Source organism: Aquimarina mycalae, from assembly GCF_029906345.1.
Taxonomy (GTDB): Bacteria; Bacteroidota; Bacteroidia; order Flavobacteriales; family Flavobacteriaceae; genus Aquimarina.
Genome location: NZ_JARYGY010000004.1, coordinates 102,002 through 128,688 on the forward strand (window position 1 = coordinate 102,002; position 26,687 = coordinate 128,688).

The window sequence follows — 26,687 nt, forward strand, 5'->3', positions numbered from 1 at the left end:
TAATAATGAAAAAATTATTAAAACTTACAGGGGGATTAGCAGTAGCTGCTTTATTTTTTGCAGCAGCAACTACAGACGCAAAAGCTAACGATGTATCTATGGACGAAGTAGAAATTAGCACAGTAGCTGATGTTGATGATTTACTACGTGACGAAGAGTGGGAGTACATTTCTGAGCACTATGTATGGAGAAAGAAAGTAACTGAATAAGAAAGTCTTTTAAAGGCTAATTCAGTTTAATGATAGAAGAAAGCTGTAATTTAATTATAGCTTTCTTCTTCTCTTCTATTATCTCTAAAAAAAGTACTTATGAAAACATTAAAAATTAGCTTATTATCATTCCTGTGCTTACATATATTTTTATCGGTAGTATTAAATTTCGCCTTATACGATAAGTTTAATACTGACACTTACATGAAGAAATTAAATAATGGAGGAAAAACGATCGTTAAAAATGTAAAACCTGCCGTGGAATTGAAAAGCAAAATGATTGATTTTATGATGCTATATTCATCGTATACGGGAGCAAGTAAAGGGTATTCCTTTTTCTCGCCTAATGTAGGAGGCGAATCTTCTGAACTTCTTTTTATTGCTGATGGAGAACGAGTAGATTTCTCATTATTATCTGAAGAATCCTTTCTTAAATTTAAAACAGCAAGTTATTTTTTTAAAAGTCGAATGGAAGATGAAGAACTTAGAGAACTTATCCTAAAATCGATGTCAGCGTATTTATTTAACGGCAATCCAGAAATTGAACAAATTGACATTTATCTAGACCTTTATAAAGTAGAAGATCTAAAAAAAGTAAAGGATCATGGATTTAGATTAAAAAACAAAAAAATACTCGGATTTACAGCTTGTAAGCAGTCGTTCGAGCTTTAAAAACAAGCATTATGTTAGATAGATTTTTTATTCCAAACAACCATTTTCTTAGTAGGAATACGGTTTCCATTATAATATCGATTTTTTGTATTCTTAACATAGCATATATATTCCCTGATATACATACGTTATTTGGTGATGGTAGTTTTATTCAAGCCGAGATTAATAATCGTTTTGTAGAATCCCATGAGCCTATTTTAGAGTGGTATACAAACATTTTTGCTGCTATTGGATTATCTAAGGATACTTCGATATTGATAATTTTTACCATATATCTTTCATCCCTTCTATTAATTGTTTTTAATTTTAAGAGGTCGTTATTTGCATTTCTTGCTTGGTTTATTCATATTTCGATTATAAATTCCAGTCATTTATTTTCTTATGGCGCGGATTACTTTATTTCTTTTGCTCTTTTTATTAATTTTTTAATCAATCTGACTCCTCTATTTAAAAAGGAAACTAGTCAAATATTATATTCCTTTATCATTAGATTTACGCAAATTCAATTATGTATTGTTTATTTCTTCGCAGGATTCGGAAAAGCATTAGGTAAAGATTGGCTTGATGGAAATGCTGTCTGGTACGTAGTAAATGAGTTTTCACCAGGAGCTACCAAGTTCATGCTCAACTTTGTTGACTATCCGATCTTATTTAAGGTTATGTCCTGGTCAGTTTTTATAGAACTTCTATATCCTATTTTGATTTTTATCCCAAAAACGAAAAAAATCACCCTGATTATGATCATAGGGCTTCATCTATCGATAGGAATATTTATGAAGTTTTATTCGTTTGGAGCAATAATGATCATATTAAATATTATGGCTTTTGGTCACTATTTAAAGCCAGAATATGATATGATACGAGGTTTTATAGTTAAAAAGAAATTGCTTCCTCAGTTACTTCGATAAAAAAACAACAAAATACATTGCATAACTATGTACTTTGTTTTATATTTGAGGTATGAATTCTGATTTTGTAAATAGATGGCAATCGCAAGTCAAAAAGGGAACATTAGCATTTATACTGTTAAATATCCTAAAAGACAATGAATTCTATGGGTATGAATTGATGGAAGAAGTTCGGAAATATACTACGATCGAAATTGCAGAAGGCACATTATATCCATTAATGAATAGATTAAAAAAAGAAGGTTTAGTAACTTCTAAATGGGTAGAACAAGAGTCAGGTATACCAAGAAAATATTATCAACTAACTGATGTGGGAACTGTCACATTAAAAGAAATGATTAAGTATTGGGATAATTTAGGAGATTCAATTCAAAAGATTACACAATGAAAGCTATTGAATTCAAAAATAAATCAGCCAAGAAGATCTATGACAGTTATTTTAGAAGAATTCGTAGGACCATAAAAGTTCTTTCTTCTAATGATCAAGAGGACGTACTGATGGAATTTAATAGCCATATATATGAAGCATTAACACATAAAAACGAAGATGATGAAGTAACAAATTTACTGGAAATAACCCAAGAATTAGGGGATCCTGAAATTGTTCTTAAAAGTCTTGTTGCAGAGAAAAAACTAAACCAGGCAACTAAGACATTTAACCCAAAACATATCTTTCAGGCCATAACTCTTAACACAAAAAGAAGTGGTGTATTTTTCATATTCGTTATTTTATATCTAAGCCTGTTTCTGTTTGTTGTACTTATCATTTCAGAAATTAGATATCCAGAACAAACGGGGCTCTTTTTCTCTGGAGATGAATTTGTAGCTCTTGGCAGGTTAGAAACGCAAAGAGATGTGACTGAGGTTTTAGGTAACTGGTTTATACCTATAATAGCAAGTATTACTTTGTTCTTCTATCTATTAACAACCTTATTAATGAAGTTGACAAAAAAGAAATAAAAAAATTTAATTCAATACATAGTATAACTATATATAATGTTTAAAAAAATGCATTGTTACTCATAATAAATAGAACTCTAAATTTTGAAAGTTAACGTACAACATATCATCATCTCATTTTGTCTTTTGATTACATCATTGATGTATTCTCAACAAGCTATTATTCAAGGTACAGTAACAGATATAAGTAATAATAATATTGAAGGAGCAACGGTTATACTTTATGATGGATCTAACAATATGGTTGCATACACTATTACTAACCAAACAGGAGCATACACATTAGAAAATAAAATAGCTACAGGTTATCTAGTAGAGGTAACACATATTGCATTCAAAAAAGAGCGAAAATCTATAACCAATATCCCAACGGATGGATCACACATCACTCTTGATTTTATATTAAAAGAAGACACTAACACTTTAAATGAAGTAATAATATTATCAGCCAACAAGGAAAATGATACTGTAAAATTAGATCTTAAAAAACTAAACCTTTTTGATGACAGTTCTCTTAAGGATATTCTAAAAAAGATTCCTAATTTTCGTTTGAGTGATGATGGAACTATTATTTACAAAGGAAAAAGCATTAATAAAATTCTTGTAAACGAAAAAGAATCTTTTGTTAATCAAAATAGTATTGCGCTAGAAAGTATCGAAAATAAAATCATCGATGGAATCAGTATCGTAAACAATTACAAAGATGACTTCTCACTAGATTTTGATGAGATCGAAGAAACCGTTCTTAATATAAACACCAAAAAAAGTACTCAAAATATTATCAATGGATCTATAGAAGCCAGATACGGTGTAAAAAATAAATATGACATCAAAGCAAATGGACTTCTATTCTCAAAAAATGTAAATGCATTTTTAACCAATAACACTAACAATATTGGGGAAAACATAACTCAAATAAAAGAAATCAGTGCTATATTTAGTGAAAATCAAGCTTTTTCTCCCTATCAAGCCAGTGCTTTAAATATCCTATTTTCTTCAAACGAAAATCTAAAAAAAGATTTTTTTACGAATACCAACTTAACATTACGAAATCAAAGTAAGCGTTTAAAAACTTCAGCAGTTTTTTATTATATCGCTCCGAATAGATTAAATAGTATCATAAACAATATTGCTACTATCGATGGAACATCTTTGCTAAATAGTGAAAGTACAACCAAGTCCAAAGCTAGTTCTTTATTAGGTGCAGGATCATTAGCTTATAAATTAACAAACAAAACTATTCTATCATATAGTATAAATGGTAATCTAATTGACAACAAAAATACTAATAACATCACAAATCAATTATTTGATAATGGCTTGCCCAATAATACCAACACCATCATATCTAATAATTTTTATGATACCTCTTCATTACTTAACCAACTCTCATTTACAAGTAAACTTAGAAAAAATCTAATTTTCGACACTAGAATAAATCTCTATCAAGAGACTAACAATCTGTTAAATGATTATAACATCAATACTAATGAGTTTACAGATGCACAAGATTATAAATACAATAAAGATAATGTAAAGAGCTCAACATATCTTAAATATAGATTGACCGATCAATTTATTTCTAAATTAACCTTTGACTATACTAATCTCGAAGAAAGACTTAAGGATCGCACTTCTGAAACAGAGGTAATCTCTCGAGAAATGAATGATTACAATATAAATCTAGATTTTTCTGGAAACGATCTATTTAAAAAAGTAGAGTATAACCTATCAATATCATTAAATAATGTAAGTAATAGCACCTCGTTACTCGACACTAAGAATTCAACGTTCATTCCTATTACATTTTTTACAGCATATGAAAACAAATTGAACAGAATATCTTTCGAATACAATAGAATCAGGAGTTTTAATAATCTAGAATCAGGAATAAACACCATACAACCATTTAATCAATTGGTTATGGGAAATATCGATTTCCCAAGTATGTTTAGCACCTCTAACGAATTTTCTACTCGATATAGCTATAATAGTATTTTTGACGGTACATCCTACTCCTTATCATTTTCTTATAATACGCGCAGTGATATTTTAAAAAAATATTTTTTACAACTTACGAATGGTATATCGGAGTTTGGTCTTTTCAATGCCTCGTCATCTAAGGATTTTACAATTGCTGGAAACTATTCCAAAACATTTTTCCAAATTGATTATCCTACCAAAGTTGACTTATCACTTTCTTATACTAGAGATTTCTACCCTTTTATTATAAATAACGAAATGATCGATGTTAGAGATACTAAAGTTTCTCCAAAATTTAAATTGGAAACCATTACTGACAACTTATTGAATTTTAGCATTTCTTCAAGGTTTTCTTTCATTACTAATGATGCTCAAAGTACAAGTTACGATGCTGTATATAATAGTAATTCAGCTTCTGTTTTATTAAAAAACAAAAACTGGAGTGGAAATCTCACCTTTCTTTATGACAATAATAAAATTAATGACATTACATACTCTAGAAAGAACATCAATTTCGACATCTCCTATACAATAAATAAAATCACTTTTTCTGCAGAGGCCAGACATATTGGAGAGTTATTATCTTTAATAAATAATGATTCATATAACTCACAATTTAATCTGTCTGATGGGATCAGTAGTTTAACTATTAATAATCAATCACTCAATTATTTAATACTTGGTATTAAATATAAATTATAAATCTTAAAACTTTATTATTATGAAAACTTCACAATTATTTTCCGCCATCATCTTATGTATGATTTTCACTTTCAGTGTTAAAGCGCAGCAAAAAGAAAAAACAATTCTTAAAGTTTCTTATACCACAAGTAACGTTTCTGACTTTTTAATAGGATCTCTTAAAGCTCAAATTAAAGATCCTGCTCAATATTCTAAAGTTCTGAATAAAATATCCGCATACAAAATATACCATACGCTATATCAAAATCTAAAAACTAAAGAATCTGTTTATATTTTAGATTCGGTTAGTGCTGTAAAAGGTATGAGTACTGTAGGTCACGCATCATACACTTTTAAAGATTCAAAAAAAGAGCTTTTTGGAAAAGAAAACTTTATGGGTAAAGAGTTTAGATTTAAAGGCGAATCAGAAAATCTTAAGTGGAAAATATCTAACGAAACCAAAGAAATTAATGGATACAACAGTAGAAAAGCTATTTTAGAAAGTAACCCTGATATTTATGTTTGGTTTACAACCGATATTCCAGTTAATGCAGGTCCGTATATCTACTATGGATTACCTGGATTAGTACTAGAGTCTAATAGCTTTTTTCAATCAATTACTGCTTCTTCTATTTCTTACAGTCAAGAAAATATTTTTAAAGAACAACTTGCTTCTATTGAACAAGAAATTAAAAAAAGTAATGATGTTACCCTAAAAGAAGTAATTGTAAAAAAGGAAAATTTCAAAAGAATGGCAGAAAAAGGAAAGAGTTAATCTCTCTTTCTTTTTTTGCTAACCCATAACAATAAACTATGATGACTTTAGAAATTAAAAACGTATCTAAACGATATGCTGCGAATAAATTCGGATTAAAGGATTATTCTCTTACAATCTCCAGTGGAATATTAGGTTTGCTAGGTCCTAATGGAGCAGGAAAATCAACCTTGTTAAAGATTATATCTACGATCAGTAAACCTTCTGAAGGAACTATATTTTTTAATCAAAAAAACATAGTAAAAAAACCCAATTACATCCGTAATGTTCTTGGATACCTTCCTCAAGAGTTTGGCGTATATCCTAATCTAAACGCATACGAATTCCTAGAATATATTGCAGCCATGAAAGGAGTAGGAGGAAGTGATTTAAGGCAAAAAATTGAACGCCTTATTGAAGAAACCAACCTTTCAGAAGTAGCAAAAAGTCATCTAAGTACGTATTCTGGAGGAATGATACAAAGAATAGGTATCGCTCAAGCTTTATTAAATGATCCAAAAATTTTGATCCTAGATGAACCAACTGTTGGATTAGATCCAGAAGAAAGATTACGGTTTAGAGATCTAATTTCAGAATTATCAAATGATAGAATTATTATTTTATCATCACACATCGTTTCTGACATAGAAACTATAGCGGATCAGGTAGTTATCATGAACAAAGGGCAGCTAATTACTAAAGGAACTCAAGAAGATATTATGAATCAAGTACAGGACAAGGTCTATGAAACTGTAATAAAACAATCCGAGCTTAAAAACTTTAAAAATGACTACAAAACAATTAGTTCTTTTCGAGTAGAGAATGGTTACAGAATACGATTCATTTCTGAAAACACAACTCATGTATATGATAAGGTTACCCCAACTCTGGAAGACGCATATATCTATCTAAACCAAAAATAACGATATGGGGTTATTATTGAAAATTATTAAAGCAAACTATTTTCAGCACATTAGAAGTTATTCTTTTCTGATAACTCTTGCACTTAGTTTATATGCAGCATATGCATTTATCCCTTCACCAGACGCCAATTATACTACCATAAGATTTGGAGATTTTATCGGAAGCTATAATTCTACTTGGATCGGATATGTTACCGCACTTATGACCAGTGTTTTTTTATCATTATTTGGTTATTTTTTAGTAAGCGGAAGTATTAAACGAGATACTGATTTACATTTGGGGCAAATCATTGCTACCACAAAAATCAAAAACTACAAATATTTGCTTGCTAAAACGTTTAGTAACTTTTTAGTGTTACTTACTATGGTAATAGTTATTATGTTGATGAGTATCGTTTTACAATATCTATACGGAAGTGAATTCGATTTTAATATAAAAAGTTTCCTGCTACCATATCTTGTGATTACACTTCCATCTGTTTTTTTCATTGCTTCAACAGCTGTAATTACAGAAGTTTTTTTAAGTAGGGTACGAATTGCTCAATATTTAGTATTCGTATTCTTGTTTTTTTGTATGTTATTTATTCCTGAGAAAAAAGGTTCTGAAAACATCGATCTTTTTGGTTTTAAGTACACAACCATGGTCATGGAAAACCAGTTAAACAACCAAGTTCAAGCTAAAAATACAGAATTATCCATCGGATTCATTAAGAAAACAAACAATGACAAAATCAAGCTAGTAAATTTTGAACCCATTCATTTTTCTGATTCGTTTTTAATGTATCGTTTTTCTTGGATCCTATTAGGCTTGGGATTAGTTCTTTTTTCATCAATATTTTTTCATCGTTTTAATGTTGGTAGCGACAAATTAATTATTGACGATCCACAAGAATCTAACACAGAGTTAAAGAGTGCAAGACTGCAACTTGCTCCTTGGATACAAAAAAAGCAAACCGTTTTTAGTATTATCCCAGTTCTTAAAGTAGAGCTGATAATGCTCATTAGAGGAGGTGCTAAATGGCTCAATACTCTAAGTGTTTTTTTAATGCTCGGAATGATAGTAAGTGCTACTGATACAGGACATAAGTTCCTACTACCTATATTATGGTTTTTACAAGTTCCTCGATGGTCAAACTTAATAACTAAAGACACTGAGTATCGTACATTTTATTTTATTTATTCATCTTATAAACCTTTAGATAGAATTTTTGCAGGAAGAATAATCGCTGGAATCTTCTCAGCAATTATGCTAGCATCTCCATTATTGATTATAGCTATCATCACAGGGAATCTTACATCATTTATCAATATAATTCTGGGTGCTGTTTTCATAATTTCGCTATCAACATTTATGGGAGTGATCTCTCAATCTTCAAAACTATTTGAAGTCTCATTTTTATTAATAACGTATTTTAATATCAATCTAATTTCATTCACCGACTATTATGGTGCGTTACATTCATCAATTTATCACGTATTTATCATGACGGTAGTTAATCTCACTCTATTATCGATTTCTTATTTACTTTTAAAAAGACGTAACTTATGACTGATCTAGAAACCAGTTTACAAAATAAATCGATTATTATTTACGATGGGGTTTGTGGTTTTTGTAATAAATCAGTACAGTTTATATTACAAAACAAACCTAACTCTGAGATTCGTTTTATAGCATTTCAATCAGAGATTGCTAAAGAATTAATGGCAAAAAAAGAGATCAAAACAGATATGAGTTCTATTTTATTGGTTGAAAATGGAAAACTCTACTCCAAATCTTCTGCTGTATTAAAAGTTTTAAATAAGCTTAATACCCGATGGAAGTATTTATACTATTTCATTATAATACCTGCTCCGATAAGGGATTTTTGTTATTCTATAATAGCTAAGTATCGATATATTATTATGGGGTCTTCTGATCAATGTAGATTATTAACTAAAGAAGAACGTGTTTTCTTCTTAGAATAAATTCTGATAAAGTTTATCTTTATCCCGATGTATCAAAAACCACCTGAATCCATAACAGTTACAGAGGCTACAAAAAAAATGGAGCATTACTGCGCTTATCAGGAACGTTGCCATAAAGATATCAGTGATAAGTTAAAAACCATGAAATTGATTCCTGAGGCAAAAGAAAAAATCATTTTACATCTTCTAGAACATAATTTCTTAAACGAAGAACGCTTTGCTAAAAGTTTTGCCAGAGGAAAATTTAGAATTAAGAAATGGGGAAAACAGCGGATTGTCAGAGAATTAAAGTTTAGACAAATTTCTGAATATAATATAAAGACTGCTTTAAAGGAAATCTCGGAAACTGATTATTTAGAAACTTTTCATGAGCTGGCAGAAAAGAAGTTTGCATCAATAGCTGAAGTAAACATTTATAAAAAAAGAAAAAAACTGATTGATTATCTTCTCTACAGAGGATGGGAAAATCAATTGGTTTTTGAAAAGGCTAATGAGCTTTCTGCCTAAATCGAATTCTTCCTATTCGTTCTTCTAATAGCAACTGTATTCTTATAATCTATCCATTTCTGACCTCTTATCCTTCGCATAATATTATCAAAATAACGCATAAAAAACACATTATACGAACCTTGCGCTAAGTGCCCAAATTGCGTAGCCATTGCTCGTATACTCATAGAAAATCCTGGAGTAAGATAAGTCATATGATGCCAATATCCTTCTGGCATATATAACGTTTCTCCGTGTGAAAGATTAGCTACATAGCCTTTCGCTTTTTTAAGAGCTGGCCATCTCTCTAAATCTGGATTTGTAAAATCAATATCCTGATGTGCAATTAAAGCATAAGGAACTTTATATAAATATTTAGTTTGTGAAGGCGGAAACAAAATACATTGTTTTTCTCCATGAAAATGAAAATGAAGAATATTTCCTAAATCAATATCATAATGCATAAATACCTTAGAACCTCCTCCGCCAAAAAACAAGTAAGGCATTTTTTTTAGCAACCTTAATCCTATCTCGGGATATGAATAATCTTGCCTAAGTTTTGGCACTTCCTTTAATAAATTATATAAAAAGATTCTGTAATTAGTGGGTTGTGAATTTAGCAAATCTACATACTCACTCATTTTCATGCTGGTATGAGGTTCATTAAACTTAAACTTAGAATTTATCGGTCTATCATCAAATAATGGTACTGTTTTATCACCAGCGACTTCATTAATATAATCCAGATTCCATTTCTTATAGGCAGGCCAATCTTCTATTAACTTTTCAATAACCACAGGTTTTTGTGGCAGAAAGTAATCTTTAAGAAATTCTTCTTTAGTGATTGTCTCGACTCTTGGTATTTGCTCTAAATTTAATTCCACTGACTATGAAATAATTCTAACACCTTATTTTCTAAGATTGTTAACCTCACAATTATTTATTGAGTATGGCTTCTTTACCTTTTTGCTTAGCTATTTCGTTCTTTTCGATAGTATGATCTGGTCTAGACCATTTTGGTTTTTCTCCCTTAGCTTCAAACCTAGAATCTTCTGCCTCTACTGTATCAGGTTGTGCCTTTTTTACAAAAGGTTTTTGAGGATTAAGTCCTAGTTTTTTAAACATTTCCATATCCTGGTTTACATCAGGATTAGGAGTTGTTAATAATTTATCTCCAGCAAAAATAGAATTAGCTCCAGCAAAAAAGCACATTGCCTGTCCTTCTCTACTCATCTCTGTTCTACCAGCAGATAATCTTACTTGTGTTTGTGGCATCACAATTCTGGTTGTAGCAACCATTCTAATCATATCCCAAATTTCTACGGGTGTTTGATCCTCCATAGGTGTTCCATCTACAGCTACCAATGCATTAATAGGTACAGATTCTGGTTGTGGGTTTAATTTCGCTAAAGCCACTAACATTCCAGCTCTATCCTCAGTTTTCTCACCCATTCCAATAATACCACCACTACATACAGTAACGTTTGTTTTACGAACATTATCTATTGTCTGTAAACGATCTTCAAAACCTCTGGTTGAGATTACTTCTTTGTAATACTCTTCTGAGGTATCCAGATTATGGTTATATGCATACAAACCTGCCTCGGCAAGTCGTTGTGCTTGATTTTCTGTAATCATTCCTAAGGTACAACATACCTCCATTTCTAATTTATTGATTGTACGTACCATTTCTAATACGTTATCAAATTCTGGTCCATCCTTTACATTTCTCCAAGCAGCTCCCATACATACTCTAGAACTACCAGATGCTTTAGCACGTAATGCTTGCGCTTTTACTTGCTGTACACTCATTAAATCATTCCCCTCAATATCTGTATGGTATCTTGCCGCTTGTGGGCAATATCCACAATCTTCAGGGCATCCTCCTGTCTTGATAGACAATAAAGTAGAAACCTGTACAGTATTAGGGTCGTGATATTCTCTATGGATAGTTGCTGCTTCATACAGCAATTCCATTAATGGTTTATTATAAATATCTAGTATTTCCTGCGATGTCCAATCGTGTCTAATAACGCTCATAAATTACTGGTATGTGAATTTTCAAAAGTAATTGTTTAAAATCAAAAAACACAAATTAGCTTTATCAAATTCAATAGTTTTAATAACAATCTATTTTTTTACTGCTTTATTTTTTCGGAGGTAACTCTAATAAAATACTTACCGCATTTCCTCCAAAACCTACTGCATTAACGATAATCTTATGTAATTTTTCAGGAATTCTTTTATGCTCTATAAAAGGGACTGGAATAAATTCCTGATGTTTCATCATCAAAATTGCCAGCTCCATACTTAGAATTCCACTAGCTCCAAAAGTGTGGCCAATTTTCCATTTATTTGTTGTCAATGCTGGGAGTTTTTCTCCAAAAACAGCCTCAATGGCATTATACTCTGCGATATCTCCTTTTACGGTTCCTGGAGCATGTAAAACTATTGCATCAACCTCATCTATAGCTGAAGTACCTAAAGCCATTTTCATAGATCTTTGGAAACAATCAGCATCTGTGGATATCGATATATTATGAGTTAAAGGTTCTGTGGCATATCCAATACCTGAGATTAACGCCAATGCATTCTTTTGAATACCATTTTCTAAACAAGCAATCCCAGCTCCTTCTCCAAGAAACATAGAGTTTCTGGTTTTGTTCCAATTCATCGCCTGACATGGATACATCGTTCCTTTCCCTGAGGCATAAATCTTTAAAGCTTTCATCTGAGCGATGGTAAAGGGAGTTAATGGCGCTTCACTTCCTCCTACCAAAAACTTATCGCTTAAACCTGATTGAATCCATGCAATACCATTTAATACTGCATGTAATGCGGTAGAACAAGTTATAGAGTGACTAATATCTGGACCTTTGGATCGTAAATCCTGAGCGATCCATGATGAAATATTACCAAGAGTAGTAGTAGGAGAACTCAATGTAGAAGATTGATTAGTTTCTAGAAATTCCTTATGATATTCTTCAAAAAGACCTGTTGCTCCTCTAGAAGAGCCTACATTAATTCCGAAATTAAACTCACCTTCCCAACTTGCTTCTTTTATCGCATTTCTTGCCGCAAAAATTGCAAACAAAACAGAATCATCCAACGGCGTATACTGGGAGTGCTCTTCTCTAAGTTTTTCAATTTCTTGTCTGGATGAAACATCTAATTTTGCAACAGGAGCCTGATTATCAGAAAAGTTTTCAAACGTAATCCGATGTGCTGATTCTTTGTATAAATTCCAAATCTCTTCGGCAGTAATCCCTAATGGAGAAATGGACGAAATTCCGGTTATAGATACAGGATTTTGCAATACTTAATTTTTCAGCAAATGTAGGGGTTTGTTAATTTTTGTTCAACTGTATATCGTTTTTTTTAATTAAATTATATAACATATTAATTGTAACAAAAACGGTGACTACTAGACTTATATAATAAACTTAATCTGATCTTGTTATTATGGAAGAACACAGACCGCAAAAAAGTTGGTTTAGTAGAAATTGGCCTTGGGTAGTGCCTGTTGGAGGTTGCCTTACGCTAATTATTGTATTCTTTGTGTTTCTGGGCTCTGTGGTCTTTGGAGTTTCTAAAGCCCTGACAAGCTCAACACCTTATCAAGATGCTCTTGCTAAGGCTCAAGAAGACGAGTATATCATTCAATTGCTTGGAGAGCCAATAGAAACCAATGGTATTATGCAAGGAGAACTTAATTTTAAAAATAATACAGGAATGGCAGACATTTCAATACCTATAAAAGGTCCTGAAGGAGAAGCCAGAATATATGTTGTAGGTACCAAACAACATGATAATTGGACCTATTCTGAACTCTATGTCATTATAGAGGAAACCAATGAACAGGTTGATTTATTATGGGGTGCAGGAAATAGTGAATAACCGTTTTTGCAATAACAACACTACTTTATGAACAACAAATTAAGCATTAGCAATTCAATTATTATATTCGGATTTCCTTTATTGATCATTGTTCTGATGATTGTAATAGCAAATTCAAGATTATTTGAATTAAACCCAGAAGCTTTATCAATTGGTATTACCGCTGATCTTCTTTTTACAGTTCCTTTCATTTACTTTCTACTGATTAGAAAAAAGAACATCCCGAAAATTACAGTACTATCATTGTTCATTATAGGAGTAGTCGTAACAACATTTATTATCCCTGAAGAAAACCAATTTTTTCTAGATCAAATCAAAACTTGGTTCTTGCCGATTGTAGAAATTGGTGTTTTTTCATTTGTAGTGTATAAGGTAAGAAAAGTGCTAAAATCGTATCGTATTAATAAAGAAGATGACCGTGATTTTTTCTCTACCTTAAAAATTACTTGCGAAGAAATATTACCTAAAAAAATATCCGTGTTACTTGCCATGGAAATTGCTGTTTTTTATTACGGATTTATCTATTGGAAAAAAAGAAAATTACGAAACAACGAATTCTCTTATCATAAGAATAGCGGTACCATTTCAATTCTAATTGCACTTATCCCAATAATTGGAATAGAAACATACGTGCTACACATTCTCCTTATGAAATGGAGTATCATAGCAGCCTGGATTGTTAGCGGATTAAGTATTTATTCTGGTTTTCAGATTTTCGGATTTTTGAAATCAATGCTAAAAAGACCTTCTTCTATTGAAACCAACACACTTTATCTTCGATATGGAATCTTAAGTGAAGCTGCAATAGATATCGACAATATAGCATCAGTTGAAATTTCTTCCAAACCGATCGAGTTTACCGATAATACGCTAAAATTATCTCCGTTAGGTGAGCTAGAAAGTCACAATATGATTCTCACGGTTAAGAATGAAAATTCTATGATTGGACTTTATGGAATTAAAAGAAAATTTAAAACTCTTGCTTTTTACATTGACAAAAAAGAAGAATTCAAAGCTGAATTAGACAAAAAAATTCAGTTATTAGAATAAAAAAGAGGGGAGCAAATACTACCCTCTTTTTTATAATACTACAACTATTTATTGTTTATAGATATAGTTTGCTCTAAATATTGATGTCGGCTCTTCATCTGCTGTAACCGTCATGGTTGCAGAAGATGGGTAATTATCAGCATCATATACATAATCAATTTTTACTTCTCCAATTACTTCTCCATCTTCATCTTTATAAAGAATAGACTTAATGTTATTAAGAGGAAACAATGCACGTGCTTTAATTAATTCTGAACTCTGTGGTACCATACTAAAATTAAGCTGAACACCATCTAATACCTCTATAAGGCCAGCTGCCTCAAAAGTATAAAAATATGGATTTGGTGTTGGATCGTATGATATTGTAGCAAAATACTCATTAATTACTTCTTCGTAAATGCCTGAGGTTTCATTATACTCATAGTCCTCTTCTAACACCTTAATCGATATTGGATTCCCGTTATTATCATATTCTAATACATCTCCATTTTCGAAAACATCATACGGATCTTGGTATAATTCACTAATACTAAATGGTTCTTCTCCACCAGTTACTGTAGACAATCCATCGTTATCGTATGCTAATACTCCTGTATCAATACCATTGGTAACACTAGTTACTCTATTATTAGCGTCATAATCAACAACAATATCATAATCTTCTTCGTCAATCTGTGCAGAATCAAATTCTACTTTTTCAATAAGTTTTTTGGCTGTATCCCCATTTGAATCATTAAACTCATCGGTAACAGAATCGCTGTCACAGCTTGCAAATAATGTAATCGAAATTGCGGATAGAAATAAAAGTTTTTTCATTCTAAATTATATTGGTTTTAACTGATTTTAATAACCTAGCAATACACTAAGTTTATTAATAAGAGTGTCATAACTATAGGGTTTGTTACCCTTTAGTTCTATCTATTTTTTAATTATTTTATAATCACCTATCTATAAGGAAGTTAGAAGTGCCGAAATGGATTCGTAAATTTTACTTAATTGATTCTTTGTAATTACATATGGAGGCAATATATATATTGTTTTTCCTAAAGGTCTCAAACAAACTCCATGTTTCATAAAGTGTTCAAAAATCTCATATCTTTTTTTACCATAACGATCCATTTCTATATCAAGATCTAATGCATAGATCACTCCTTTTTGTCGCGTGGTTTTTACTTTAGGGTGGTTTTTTATTTTGGCATCAAAATCTTGATGAGACTTTATAATTTCTTGAATGTTTTTCTGAATTTCTTCGGAACACAGAAGTTCAATACCAGCTATCGCAACAGTACACGCAATGGGATTAGCCGAATACGTATGTGCATGAAAAAAAGCTTTCCCTACAGAATCATCTAAAAATGCATCATATACTTCTTGAGTACAACTAGTCACCGCCATTGGCACAAAACCAGCTGTCAATGCTTTGGACATAGAAATAATATCAGGTGTATGTTCCATGAATTCTGATGCAAAAGTTTTACCAGTTTTACCAAAACCCGTCATCACCTCATCAGCAATCGTAATGATATCGTTTTTAGTACAGATTTTGAGAATTTCGTTTAGATACTCTTCTTCAAACATATGCATTGCATTAGCTCCCTGAACCAATGGTTCGTAGATAAAAGCAGCTACATCATATGTCTTTATGATCTCTAACAACTCTTTTTTTACCTTTTCGAAATTCTCCTTATTTGGAGTAGGAATTCGTTGAACATCTATAAAAAAATCTTCGAAAGGTCCATTATACACAGATAAACCTGATGCAGACATGGCTCCAAAAGTGTCTCCATGAAATCCATCATTGAAAGCAATGATCGTATTTCTTTTGTTTCCCCTATTAAAATGGTATTGTAATGCCATTTTAATTCCCACTTCATTGGCTGTAGAACCATTATCTGAAAAGAAAATCTTTTCTTGATTGTTTGGTAATATTTTAATCAATTCCTCAGAAAGTCGAACCGCAGGTTCATGAGTAAATCCAGCAAACACGATCTGATCCAGTGTGCGCATTTGCTCATTGACCTTTTCTATAATGTATGGATTACAGTGCCCGTACATAGCGGTATACCAAGAAGCTATTCCATCGATATATTCTTTTCCCTGATCATCATATAACAATGCTCCTTCTGCTTTTACTATGGGTAATGCTTCTGGATGTACTTTATGTTGTGTCAGCGGATGCCAAAGATGTTTTTTATCTCTTTCTTTTAGACTCATAAGCTTGCTAAGGTATCTGTAAATAACGCCGCATATTCTTTGATAACCATTGTATCAAAATATGGTTCATTCTCAATTCTTCCTATAATTGGAGCTCCCGTCATTTTTTTGATAATACTTTCTGTAGTCGTATGCTCATCTCCACTAAAAATAATTGCAGGCTTTATTCCTTTACTCTGTAATAATTGTATCGTCATTAATGTATGATTAATACTCCCCAAATAATGTCTTGAAACCACAATAACTTTATAGTCAGAATCTATAAGATCCAAGATTGTATTTTTATCATTGAGAGGTACTAATAATCCACCTGCACCTTCAACTACAATATTATTCTTAGTTTTCGGTAATTTAATTTTTTTTACATCTATAGTAATACCATCAATTTCTGCAGCAGCATGCGGACTCATTGGAGTCTGTAACGCATAACTATTTGAGTGAAATTTTGATGTTGTATTAGACACTAATTCCTGTACCTTATCGGTATCAGAATATGATAGATCACCTGCCTGAACTGGTTTAAAATAATCTGCTTCTAATGCTTCGACAACAATCGCCGATGCAATCGTTTTACCGACATCAGTTCCAATACCAGTAATAAATATTTTTTTTTGAGTTGTCTCGACAGTGCTCGACATGATTTGTGTGTTTTTAATTTTTGGCAAAGGTAGCTAACAACTCTAAAACTTCTACTATTTGTTCTTTTGTATTATAAGAATGTAGGCAAAAACGTAATCTTTCTTTTCCTTTTGTTACTGTTGGAGAAAGGATCGGTTTTACATCAAATCCTTTTTCACCAAGATATTGTGCCGTTCTTTTTACTTTTTCATTTCCAGAAATGATACAACAATGTATTGCAGAATTACTTTTTATAAATATAGATGTTAGCTGTAATTCTTTGATTTTTTGATTAAAAAATTGAATATTCTTCTGAAGCTTTTCTATATCAGTACTGGTTTCTAATTCATTATATGCTCCTTGTATTGTTGCCAGTGAATGAGGTGGCAATCCAGTTGTGTATATAAAACTTCTGGCAAAATTGACTAAATAACTTCTTAAATCCATTGACCCTAAGACAACAGCACCGTGGCAACCAAGTGCTTTTCCGAATGTATTTATCCTAGCAAATACTTGGTTCTCCAATCTCAATTCCTGAATAAGACCTACACCTTTGTTTCCAAATACTCCAACAGCGTGTGCTTCATCTACTATAAAATGACAATTATTCTTTTTACAGAACTTCGCAAAAGCAATTAAATCAGGTACATCGCCATCCATAGAGAACACCGATTCGGTAACTACATATATTTCTTTCGCAACGTTATCTGCATTTCTACTTCGCTCAATGATACGACTAAGATCCACTAAGTCATTATGTTTAAATTTATAGGATTTGGCATTGCTCATCGTAATTCCATCTCGTATAGAAGCATGAATGAACTCATCATATACAATAATATCACCTCTTTGCGGTACCGATGAAAAGAAACCAACATTGGCATCATATCCAGAATTAAAAATCAAGGCCGATTCTGCATTGTGAAAACTTGTCAATAATTCTTCTGCTTCTACATATAACTCATGATTTCCAGAAAGTAAGCGGGATCCAGTGGCGCCATTTTGATGCATCCTTTTTTCTGCTAATATTTTATGCGTATGATCAAAAATGGATGTAGAGGTAGAAAAACCGATATAATCATTTGATGCAAAATCAATCAAATCGCTTCTTCTAAGAAGCTTACGTAATGCATTACTTTTTTCTCTATCCTCAAGTTTTTTTTTAAGTTTTTTGGGCAAGCCTTCCATAGTGCTAAAATACAATAAAATGATACTACTGTAATTGCTCTTCTAATCATTATTAAATTTGAAAAACAATAATTAAATATTCTTTTTTGATAAAAAATTATCGTTTTTCAATAATTTTTATATATTTGTTATTGTAAAACAATAATAATTATGAAGACAAAGCAAATTTTAACCTTAATGAAGATAGTATCCTGGATATTATTTATTGGTTTATGTATTAAACTAGGAGCGATACTTATTTCTGGTGGAATCAGTCTTTTTGTAAACGAAAAAGCCACAGAAAACCTATACTTAGGTTTAGACCTATCACAGCTTTATAAATTTTCGACTAGCTATTACATTTTGGTCTTATCACTGCTTGTTTCAGTATCAGCGCTAAAAGCTTATTTATTTTATTTAGTCCTCAAAATATTCTCAAAAATCGATTTTGACCAACCATTTACAAAACCTGTAGCAATCTTAATTTCATCTATTAGTTACGTTTCACTATGGACCGGATTATTAGCTTATTTTGCAAATAATTATTGTAAATGGTTGCTGAAAAAAGGTGCCGTATTTAATTTAGACTGGGGAAGTTCTGAATTCCTTTTTATGGCTGGAATTATCTTTATTATAGGATTCATCTTCAAAAGAGGTGTAGAAATTCAATTAGAAAACCAACTAACTGTATAATTATGAATTTAAAAATGTTTGGGAAAAGATCATTCTCTACAGTATTATTTTATGCTACTCGTTTTATTATAATAGGATATGGACTATTTCTATTATTCATCATTATATCGCTAATAAGTAATAACTTTATTATCACAGAAACGAATCATCTTCAGATACATATTCCTTTTACAAACTCTGTTATAAAAGGTGATTATAGTGTACATACATTTATTGGTATTTTGTGTTTCCTTGTATTTTACACTTCTTTTTTCTTCTTGCTATCTTTAATTTTCAAGACGTTTAGCGCTGAAAAACTGTTTACAGAAGAAGCCATAAAATACCTGAGATGGTTTACCATATTGAATCTAATTTTACCAGTAGCTTATGCCGTAGCTGGAATTCTAATTAATAACAGAATTACTCTTGATGATATAGTTCCTGGACTATTACACATAGGGTTAGGAATTTTTGCTGCATTCATTGCTACCATTTTCAAACTAGGTTTTACATTACAAGAAGAAAACGAATTAACAATATAACTATGCCAATAATCATAAATCTCGATGTCATGCTCGCCAAACGAAAAATGAAGAGTAAAGAGTTGGCAGAAAAAATAGGCATTACTACAGCCAATCTCTCCATCCTTAAATCAGGAAAAGCTAAAGCAATCCGTTTCTCAACGTTAGAAGCAATCTGTGAAGCATTAGAGTGTCAACCTTCGGATATTTTAGAATATCAATCATAAAATTTTATCATCAACATTAAAAATCAATCAAATGAAATCAATCACATTATTACCACATTTATCCTTAGGTACTACTGCATAAAACCTTTTCTAGAACTATAATTCTATAGAATTAACTGGATTCTAACTATCAATTTGTTAAGCTTACAAAAGTCTTGACAAGCCACTCCTATATCCTATTTTAAAAATTAAAACTTATGAAAAAATTAAAAAAAATACGTGCATTTTTCTTATATCCAATTTTAGGAATATTACTAGTATTAATTCTTGTTGTAGTTTACAAACTCAATCAAAGTTCTGTTTTCTTTTCTGAAAACGGAATCTATACTTCGCTTCAAGTTCCTATTAACGAAAAATTTATAGATATAAACATAAACTTATCTGGTACTGCTGATTCTACTAGTTTCACTCAGGATTTTATGGAAGGTCCTATTGTTACTTATAATGACAACGAACAAATTTCTATAGATTGGTTTTATAATGGTGAAGTGTATCACAAAAACTATAGTAATTCTATTAAAAGTTTTAGTATAGATACAGAAGGTAAGCAACTCGACTTTATGTTACCAAAAATTAACAAACCTGCTGTTGAAATAAATAATGTTCCTGATAAGATTGCATTTATAAGTGATATTCATGGAGATTATACGTACATGGATTGTACTCTAAAAAATCTAAATGTTATTGATTCTGATGGAAATTGGAATTTTAACAAAAATCATTTAGTAATTGCAGGTGATATGGTTGATCGCGGCAATGAAGTTAGCGGTGTTTTATGGAAAATAGTCACTCTCTCCGAACAAGCAAGAGAAGCTGGTGGTATGGTACATTATCTTATTGGAAATCACGAGCAATATATTCTTAAAGGAAATTTTAGTCGGGTCGATCCTCTTAATTTATACGCCATACAACAAATAATGTCTTTTAAAGATGCTTTTTCTGATGAAACTTATTTAGGAAAATGGTTAAGAACTCGACCAGTTATTGTTAAAATTGGTTCTATGATTATTACTCATGGTGGAATAAGTCCTGATACAGCTAATAAAAACTTTAGTTTACAACAAATTAATCAAGCCATGTGGGATTATTGGGAAAACAAATCAGTCGACGATAGCCTAAAAGAGGTTATTTTAGGAAAAACAGGAGTCACTCAATACAGAGGTTATATTAGACAAAATGACGAAGTTAAAAAAGCAACTCCACAACAGATTAATACTATTCTTGAAACCTATAATGCATCGCAAATCATAGTTGGACATACGAATGTTACCAAAATCAAACCCCTATATGATGGAAAGATATATGATATTAATGCTATCGAGACATCTTCTGAAGCCTTAGTTTTTGAAAACGACGTGTTAAAAGTTGTTGATATTGGTATAATTAAACAAGAAAATACTCATAATATGTATCAAAGAGATTTTTCTTTTGGTAGCATAAATGATTGGAAAATGATACTATCTACCATAGGAAATATTATTAGACTTTCTTCAATTAGTCATCCATATTAAAACTTTGTTGACACCTCTGTTGATCTTACTATATAAAAGGTAAGGTTGGTATTACATAGTGATCAAAAAAAGAAACTGTAATTATATAGACAAGCTAGTTATAATTACAGTTTTCCTCTTTATATTCTAAATAATTATCAATAAGATATTACCAATAACTATCTCCTTTTCTTTTTAGGTATTTCAACTTTAGAAGTCTTTGCGCTTGTATTTTCCAGAATATAGTTGGCTAATACTTTCTCAATTAATTCTTCTTTTGTAAGATGATGAAAAACGGTTTTGATTTTTTCTTTAAACTCAGTAGAAACATCATGGTTAGGTTTCGTTTTGAAAATTTTCTTAGCCCACAAAAATGCATTATTTTCTTCTATACTCTGAGGGTCTGCTTTTTTAAATTCTTTGAAATTAATTCCTAATTCTTCTGTAAACTCTTCTAAATCCTCAATTTCTTCTTCTTGCAATACAGTTAATGACAATCCTTTAGCACCAGCTCTTGCTGTTCTTCCGCTACGATGCACATAGGTCTCATAAACGTCAGGTAAATGATAGTTTACCACATATGATATTTCTTTTACATCAATTCCTCTAGCTGCTAAATCTGTCGCAACAAGGATATTAATATGTCCTTCTCTAAACTGTCCCATTATTCTATCTCGTATAGGTTGAGATAAACTCCCGTGAAGTGCGCCAGAAGAGAATTTATTGATTGCCAAGTTCTTTGCTAATTTATTAACTGCTGCTTTCGTTTTACAGAAAATAATACCACGTTCGCCTTCTCTAGCACTAAGAAAATGCATTAGAACTTCTAATTTTTCTATTGGCTCTACAACCACATACTGATGATCGATTCCTTGATGTCCAACAGTATCCATATCTGCACTTACCTGAATAACATGTTTAGACATGTAATTCTGGATCAACTGCTTTATAGTTCCTGGCATTGTTGCAGTGAACAAGATCGTTCTTCTTTTTTTTGGTAAGACAGCAACAATTTCATCTAATCCTTCTTTTAGAGAACTAATCATTTCATCAGCTTCATCAAGAATGAGATAATCAGCACTTTTTATATCAATCTTATCTCTCTTTATTAAATCAATTAAACGTCCTGGAGTTGCCACCACAATATGAGTAGTACTCTTTAAACGCTCTATTTGCGGTTTGATAGGAATCCCTCCACATATCGAAGCTATTGATATACTAGGTAAATACTTAGAAAAAGACAGTAAGTTATCATAAATCTGTTGTCCTAATTCTCTTGTAGGAGCAAGGATTACTGCCTGTATTTTTGGAGTATCCAAATCAACTAACTGCAGTAAAGGCAGCCCAAAAGCTGCAGTTTTTCCAGTTCCTGTCTTTGCTAATCCAACAAAATCATCTTTCTTTTGTAATAAAATAGGAATTGATTTTTCCTGAATATCTGTAGGAGTAGAAAAGTTTAAATCCGCTAAACTCTTTTGCAAAGGAGCAGTAACTCCTAAATTAAGAAACTGATTTGACATAAAAATATTTTCGGCAAAGATAGGTGTATAATCCTATCTTTATATCTAAATCGTAAAGTTAAAAAGATGGCTATGCAACAACTAAAATATACCACAGTCACATCTCACCAAGAGTTGGAGGAGATCCTTCTGCTTCAACAAAAAAACCTAACTGCTTCAATTTCATCAGAAGAGAAGAAAAAAGAAGGTTTTGTAACTGTAGAACACGATTTTGATATCCTTAAAAAAATGAATGATCAACAACCACATATCATCGCTAAAGACAATGATATGGTTGTAGGTTATACATTATGTATGACGAAAGATTTTTGCAATGACATAGAAATCCTAAAACCTATGTTCAGTAAAATCAAAAAATCATTGGATCCATCAAAAAATTATATTGTTATGGGACAAGTTTGCATTGACAAAGCCTATCGTGGTCAAGGGCTTTTTAGAGGCTTGTACCAACAAATGAAAATAGAATTACAAGAAAAATACAATCTCCTAATTACTGAAGTCGCCGCAAACAATTTACGATCTCTGCATGCACATTATGCCGTAGGTTTTAAAACACTAGTAATTTATGAAGCGGATAATATAGAATGGCATTTAATACATTGGAACTGGGAATAAAATAAAGAGTAATATCCGAATGTACTTTCTTCTCTAAAGAAGAAAACACGCTATTAAAAGAATCTATTCTTAATGATTGCTTTATACGATTGACCAATTGGAATAGTAACATCTTTGAGTTTGATTTGATTACCAACAATACTCTTTATAGCTATTACGCTAACCATAAAAGATCGATGTACTCTAATAAACAATTCGGCAGGTAATATCGTTTCAAAATGAGATATTGATTCATGAATCAATAGCATTTCTGTTTGTAAATACAACTTCACATAGCTCCCATAACTTTCTAAATACTTAATTTGATCTAATTGAATATGATGTGTTTCCTTATCCCCCTTAAGAAAAATACTTGTATTGGTTGCCTCAGTAACCGTTTTGCTTTTTTTTAGTGATTGTTCTTTTAACTTTAACACCTTGGTATATGCCTTCAGAAACCGCTCAAACGAAAACGGTTTTAGCAAATAATCACAAACTTCTAATTCATAACTTTCTACCGCAAATTCTGAATAAGCAGAAGTAATAACTATTAATGGCGGATTAGTCAGTGTACGTAAAAAATCCAGCCCTTTTAATTTTGGCATTTCGATATCTAGAAAGATTAAATCCACTTGGTTCTTTTGTAGAAATGTTAATGCATCGATTGCATTATAACAATTAGCTACTAAACTTAAGTCGTTTAGCGAAGCTGCATAATCCTCGATTATGTCGTGGGCTATGGGTTCATCATCTACGATGATATAATTCATATATTAGATAATAATGGTTAATTGAGCTTTATAGACATCTCCTTCTGTTATAAAATTTAATGAATAGGAAGTATCATATATGATCTCAAGTCGTTTTCTCAGGTTTTCTAATCCTATTCCTTTTATTTCGTCTATGGAAGATACATCATAATTATTGATAACCTCAAAAATAATTTCGCGATCTGTAACTTCTAATTTGATATGTACAAAAGCATTATGCATCAAGGAATCCACACCATGTTTAAAAGCGTTTTCTAATAAAATGATAAACAATAATGGAGGTACTAGAACTCCTTTTTGTTGTACTTGCTTGACAAATTGAATATCAACTTCTTGATGATGTCTTATTTGCTGGAGTTCTATATAGTTCTCTAAATATTCAATTTCTTCTTCTACAGGCACTTCTGTTTCTTTTCCCTTATAGATCACATAACGCATAATATCTGACAATTTTAGAATAAGCTCTGGAGCCAGATCGGATTTTCGTTTTGCCAGTCCATAAAGGTTATTCAACGTATTGAAAAAGAAATGCGGATTGACTTGTTGTTTTAATAATGCTAACTCAGCCTTTGCTTTATCTGCTTTTAAGTGTTGAAACCATTTCCATTGATCATAGATCCATAATAGCACAAACAATGGCAAAGGGAATAAAAACAATAAAAATACATCCATGTTTTCTTCATGTGTTCTATCCCGAAAAAAAGCTATGAATAAAAAGAAAAAAGTGAACAACAAGGTATAAAGGACTATAACCCATCGTCTATATCTCTGAAAAAACTTTGGTGCCAAAATATAAAATACACCTAACCAAAATAGAGTGAGTAGTACAAAAGTAATAGGGTTATCAGGTACATTCATATAATGATCTATCGTAAACATAATGATAAACACCACTGAAAGTAGTATTAGCTTTATCAAAAAAAACTTACGCTCCTTTAAAAAAGCAACTACATTTCTTTTCTTATATCGCTGCATGTACCAGGACCATAGAATGTAACTACTCGTAATAAAAAACAGAAAAACACAGCTAACAGTTACTACTCTATACTCCAACGGTCTACCAAATACAAAGCCTAATAACGAAATCACCCAACTTGCAACCATCCAATAAAAGACCTTCTCTTTTCTATGAAAAAGCATCGCATGTATAATTAAGGAAATCACAAGACCCCAAAATATAGCACCTATTATATTTACCAAGGTTTCTTTTGGATCTATCCTAATAAAATCAATATACTCCAGCGCTTTTATTAGCACAAAAAGTATACTAAACCCGTATGGAATCGCTCTATATTTTATTAAAAACCGAATCATAGATCCAAAAGTAACAAACCTATGCATATCTCCATAGTTATATGAACAGATGCCTTTAAAATTACCACGAACACACTATTTTTTGCAATGAATGAGATTGATACTTTTTTTTAAGGTTTCTATTCAGCATAAACAGTGTCTATACAAATTATTGGATTTCTTTTCTAACTCATTTTATGTTCGTATCAGAATCAAAACTAATTTTTATGAACACACTACAGATAAACGATATATCAAAAACATATACCAATGGTGTAAACGCATTAGATACCATTTCATTGACTATAGAAAACGGTCTATTTGGATTATTAGGTCCTAATGGGGCAGGAAAATCTTCTTTAATGCGTACCATAGCAACCTTGCAAGAACCAAGCTCAGGAAATATTCTATTCAATGGTATTGATATTCTGAAACAACCTCAAAAACTAAGAAGTCAATTGGGATACTTGCCACAAGAATTTGGAGTATATCCAAAGATTTCTGCACAAAAACTATTGGATCACCTTGCCATACTCAAAGGAATCATAAACAAAAAAGAACGTAATGCACAAGTAGACTCTTTATTACATCAAACTAATCTATACCAAGATCGTAAAAAAGCAGTACATACTTTTTCAGGCGGAATGCGCCAGCGATTTGGTATTGCTCAAGCTTTATTAGGAAATCCCAGGTTAATCATTGTAGACGAACCAACGGCAGGATTGGATCCTGAAGAACGCAATCGTTTCTTGAATTTATTAAGTGAAATAGGAGAGCATATCATTGTTATTTTATCAACACATATTGTAGAAGACATAAAAGATCTATGCACTAATATGGCTATTATGAATAAAGGAAAAATCATTACTCAAGGAATCCCTGCTAAATTAACTGAGCAACTAGAAGACAAAGTCTGGTATAAGATTATTGAAAAACAAGACCTGAAGAGCTATCAATCTGCATTTCAGGTTATTTCTACTCGTTTATTTTCTGGAAAAACACAACTTCATGTATTATCCAACGAAAGGCCTGAAGCTGGATTCGAACGGGTCAATCCAGGATTAGAAGATGTGTACTTCAGCACACTACAACGATAACACTAACCTTAAAAAA

At 31.4% G+C, this 26,687-nt stretch carries 29 protein-coding genes; 19 read left to right on the forward strand and 10 right to left on the reverse strand.

Going from position 1 to position 26,687, the window contains the following annotated elements:
- Window positions 1-5 precede the first annotated feature (5 nt).
- The 11 genes from QBK95_RS10650 (at window position 6) to QBK95_RS10700 (ending at window position 9,562) form a co-directional block, all read left to right on the forward strand.
- Window positions 6-209 carry a hypothetical protein gene (locus QBK95_RS10650; RefSeq protein WP_280933464.1) on the forward strand — a complete coding sequence of 68 codons (204 nt, stop codon included), beginning with the start codon at window positions 6-8 and terminating at the stop codon, window positions 207-209.
- Between the two features lie 204 nt (window positions 210-413).
- On the forward strand, window positions 414-881 hold the full coding sequence (locus QBK95_RS10655) for a hypothetical protein (protein WP_280933466.1): 468 nt from the start codon (window positions 414-416) through the stop codon (window positions 879-881).
- 11 nt (window positions 882-892) lie between these two features.
- Window positions 893-1,789, forward strand: a complete 897-nt coding sequence (locus QBK95_RS10660) for an HTTM domain-containing protein (RefSeq protein WP_280933469.1) — start codon at window positions 893-895, stop codon at window positions 1,787-1,789.
- Between the two features lie 52 nt (window positions 1,790-1,841).
- Window positions 1,842-2,177, forward strand: a complete 336-nt coding sequence (locus QBK95_RS10665) for a PadR family transcriptional regulator (RefSeq protein ID WP_280933471.1) — start codon at window positions 1,842-1,844, stop codon at window positions 2,175-2,177.
- On the forward strand, window positions 2,174-2,749 hold the full coding sequence (locus QBK95_RS10670; RefSeq protein WP_280933473.1) for an HAAS signaling domain-containing protein: 576 nt from the start codon (window positions 2,174-2,176) through the stop codon (window positions 2,747-2,749). The genes QBK95_RS10665 and QBK95_RS10670 overlap by 4 nt, the downstream gene beginning before the upstream one ends.
- 84 nt (window positions 2,750-2,833) lie before the next feature.
- Window positions 2,834-5,434, forward strand: coding sequence for a carboxypeptidase-like regulatory domain-containing protein (locus QBK95_RS10675; RefSeq protein WP_280933475.1), 2,601 nt, complete (start codon window positions 2,834-2,836; stop codon window positions 5,432-5,434).
- Window positions 5,435-5,453: 19 nt separating this feature from the next.
- Window positions 5,454-6,188 (forward strand): GLPGLI family protein, encoded by a 735-nt coding sequence (locus QBK95_RS10680; protein ID WP_280933477.1) that lies wholly within the window; start codon window positions 5,454-5,456, stop codon window positions 6,186-6,188.
- 38 nt (window positions 6,189-6,226) lie between these two features.
- Window positions 6,227-7,090 carry an ABC transporter ATP-binding protein gene (locus tag QBK95_RS10685; RefSeq protein ID WP_280933479.1) on the forward strand — a complete coding sequence of 288 codons (864 nt, stop codon included), beginning with the start codon at window positions 6,227-6,229 and terminating at the stop codon, window positions 7,088-7,090.
- Between the two features lie 4 nt (window positions 7,091-7,094).
- Complete coding sequence (locus QBK95_RS10690) at window positions 7,095-8,639, forward strand: hypothetical protein (protein WP_280933480.1); 1,545 nt, start codon at window positions 7,095-7,097, stop codon at window positions 8,637-8,639.
- Window positions 8,636-9,055: a thiol-disulfide oxidoreductase DCC family protein gene (locus QBK95_RS10695; RefSeq protein WP_280933482.1), complete on the forward strand. Its 420-nt coding sequence runs from the start codon at window positions 8,636-8,638 to the stop codon at window positions 9,053-9,055. Before QBK95_RS10690 ends, QBK95_RS10695 begins: the two co-directional genes overlap by 4 nt.
- Window positions 9,056-9,133: 78 nt before the next feature.
- A complete protein-coding gene (locus QBK95_RS10700; RefSeq protein ID WP_280933484.1) occupies window positions 9,134-9,562 on the forward strand; it encodes a regulatory protein RecX in 429 nt (142 codons plus the stop codon).
- Here the strand turns inward: QBK95_RS10700 and QBK95_RS10705 are convergent.
- The 3 genes from QBK95_RS10705 to QBK95_RS10715 form a co-directional block, all read right to left on the reverse strand.
- Entirely contained in the window at window positions 9,559-10,425 is an 867-nt protein-coding gene (locus QBK95_RS10705; RefSeq protein WP_280933487.1) for a cupin-like domain-containing protein, read from the reverse strand. The two genes, QBK95_RS10700 and QBK95_RS10705, sit on opposite strands and share 4 nt — an antisense overlap.
- Before the next feature lie 52 nt (window positions 10,426-10,477).
- A complete protein-coding gene (gene bioB, locus QBK95_RS10710; RefSeq protein ID WP_280933488.1) occupies window positions 10,478-11,581 on the reverse strand; it encodes a biotin synthase BioB in 1,104 nt (367 codons plus the stop codon).
- Window positions 11,582-11,687: 106 nt separating this feature from the next.
- Entirely contained in the window at window positions 11,688-12,857 is a 1,170-nt protein-coding gene (locus QBK95_RS10715; protein ID WP_280933491.1) for a beta-ketoacyl synthase N-terminal-like domain-containing protein, read from the reverse strand.
- Between the two features lie 146 nt (window positions 12,858-13,003).
- Here QBK95_RS10715 and QBK95_RS10720 point away from each other — a divergent pair, with 146 nt between their 5' ends.
- Window positions 13,004-13,438 carry a cytochrome c oxidase assembly factor Coa1 family protein gene (locus QBK95_RS10720; RefSeq protein WP_280933493.1) on the forward strand — a complete coding sequence of 145 codons (435 nt, stop codon included), beginning with the start codon at window positions 13,004-13,006 and terminating at the stop codon, window positions 13,436-13,438.
- Between the two features lie 27 nt (window positions 13,439-13,465).
- Complete coding sequence (locus QBK95_RS10725) at window positions 13,466-14,488, forward strand: hypothetical protein (RefSeq protein ID WP_280933495.1); 1,023 nt, start codon at window positions 13,466-13,468, stop codon at window positions 14,486-14,488.
- Between the two features lie 48 nt (window positions 14,489-14,536).
- Here QBK95_RS10725 and QBK95_RS10730 read toward each other — a convergent pair whose 3' ends face one another.
- From QBK95_RS10730 to QBK95_RS10745, 4 genes are all read right to left on the reverse strand, one after another.
- The gene (locus QBK95_RS10730; protein WP_280933497.1) at window positions 14,537-15,304 is read right to left on the reverse strand and encodes a hypothetical protein; all 768 of its coding nucleotides are present in this window, start codon (window positions 15,302-15,304) and stop codon (window positions 14,537-14,539) included.
- 132 nt (window positions 15,305-15,436) lie between these two features.
- Window positions 15,437-16,702 (reverse strand): adenosylmethionine--8-amino-7-oxononanoate transaminase, encoded by a 1,266-nt coding sequence (gene bioA, locus QBK95_RS10735; RefSeq protein ID WP_280933499.1) that lies wholly within the window; start codon window positions 16,700-16,702, stop codon window positions 15,437-15,439.
- Complete coding sequence (gene bioD / locus QBK95_RS10740) at window positions 16,699-17,340, reverse strand: dethiobiotin synthase (RefSeq protein WP_280933500.1); 642 nt, start codon at window positions 17,338-17,340, stop codon at window positions 16,699-16,701. The genes bioA and bioD overlap by 4 nt, the downstream gene beginning before the upstream one ends.
- 13 nt (window positions 17,341-17,353) lie before the next feature.
- A complete protein-coding gene (locus QBK95_RS10745; RefSeq protein ID WP_280933502.1) occupies window positions 17,354-18,508 on the reverse strand; it encodes an aminotransferase class I/II-fold pyridoxal phosphate-dependent enzyme in 1,155 nt (384 codons plus the stop codon).
- A gap of 150 nt (window positions 18,509-18,658) precedes the next feature.
- Here QBK95_RS10745 and QBK95_RS10750 point away from each other — a divergent pair, with 150 nt between their 5' ends.
- The 4 genes from QBK95_RS10750 (at window position 18,659) to QBK95_RS10765 (ending at window position 21,418) form a co-directional block, all read left to right on the forward strand.
- A complete protein-coding gene (locus tag QBK95_RS10750; protein WP_280933504.1) occupies window positions 18,659-19,180 on the forward strand; it encodes a DUF2975 domain-containing protein in 522 nt (173 codons plus the stop codon).
- Window positions 19,181-19,182: 2 nt separating this feature from the next.
- Window positions 19,183-19,701 carry a DUF2975 domain-containing protein gene (locus QBK95_RS10755; RefSeq protein ID WP_280933507.1) on the forward strand — a complete coding sequence of 173 codons (519 nt, stop codon included), beginning with the start codon at window positions 19,183-19,185 and terminating at the stop codon, window positions 19,699-19,701.
- Window positions 19,702-19,703: 2 nt separating this feature from the next.
- On the forward strand, window positions 19,704-19,907 hold the full coding sequence (locus QBK95_RS10760) for a helix-turn-helix domain-containing protein (RefSeq protein WP_280933509.1): 204 nt from the start codon (window positions 19,704-19,706) through the stop codon (window positions 19,905-19,907).
- 197 nt (window positions 19,908-20,104) lie between these two features.
- The gene (locus tag QBK95_RS10765; protein ID WP_280933511.1) at window positions 20,105-21,418 is read left to right on the forward strand and encodes a metallophosphoesterase; all 1,314 of its coding nucleotides are present in this window, start codon (window positions 20,105-20,107) and stop codon (window positions 21,416-21,418) included.
- 158 nt (window positions 21,419-21,576) lie between these two features.
- Here QBK95_RS10765 and QBK95_RS10770 read toward each other — a convergent pair whose 3' ends face one another.
- The gene (locus QBK95_RS10770) at window positions 21,577-22,917 is read right to left on the reverse strand and encodes a DEAD/DEAH box helicase (protein ID WP_280933516.1); all 1,341 of its coding nucleotides are present in this window, start codon (window positions 22,915-22,917) and stop codon (window positions 21,577-21,579) included.
- A 72-nt stretch (window positions 22,918-22,989) separates the two neighbouring features.
- On the opposite strand from QBK95_RS10770, the gene QBK95_RS10775 reads away from it, so the two are divergent.
- Window positions 22,990-23,532 (forward strand): GNAT family N-acetyltransferase, encoded by a 543-nt coding sequence (locus QBK95_RS10775; protein WP_280933519.1) that lies wholly within the window; start codon window positions 22,990-22,992, stop codon window positions 23,530-23,532.
- A gap of 53 nt (window positions 23,533-23,585) precedes the next feature.
- Here QBK95_RS10775 and QBK95_RS10780 read toward each other — a convergent pair whose 3' ends face one another.
- Window positions 23,586-24,281: a LytR/AlgR family response regulator transcription factor gene (locus QBK95_RS10780; protein ID WP_280933521.1), complete on the reverse strand. Its 696-nt coding sequence runs from the start codon at window positions 24,279-24,281 to the stop codon at window positions 23,586-23,588.
- 3 nt (window positions 24,282-24,284) lie between these two features.
- On the reverse strand, window positions 24,285-25,622 hold the full coding sequence (locus tag QBK95_RS10785; RefSeq protein WP_280933523.1) for a sensor histidine kinase: 1,338 nt from the start codon (window positions 25,620-25,622) through the stop codon (window positions 24,285-24,287).
- Between the two features lie 179 nt (window positions 25,623-25,801).
- Between QBK95_RS10785 and QBK95_RS10790 the strand changes: the two genes are divergently transcribed.
- Complete coding sequence (locus QBK95_RS10790) at window positions 25,802-26,671, forward strand: ABC transporter ATP-binding protein (RefSeq protein ID WP_280933525.1); 870 nt, start codon at window positions 25,802-25,804, stop codon at window positions 26,669-26,671.
- Window positions 26,672-26,687 lie beyond the last annotated feature (16 nt).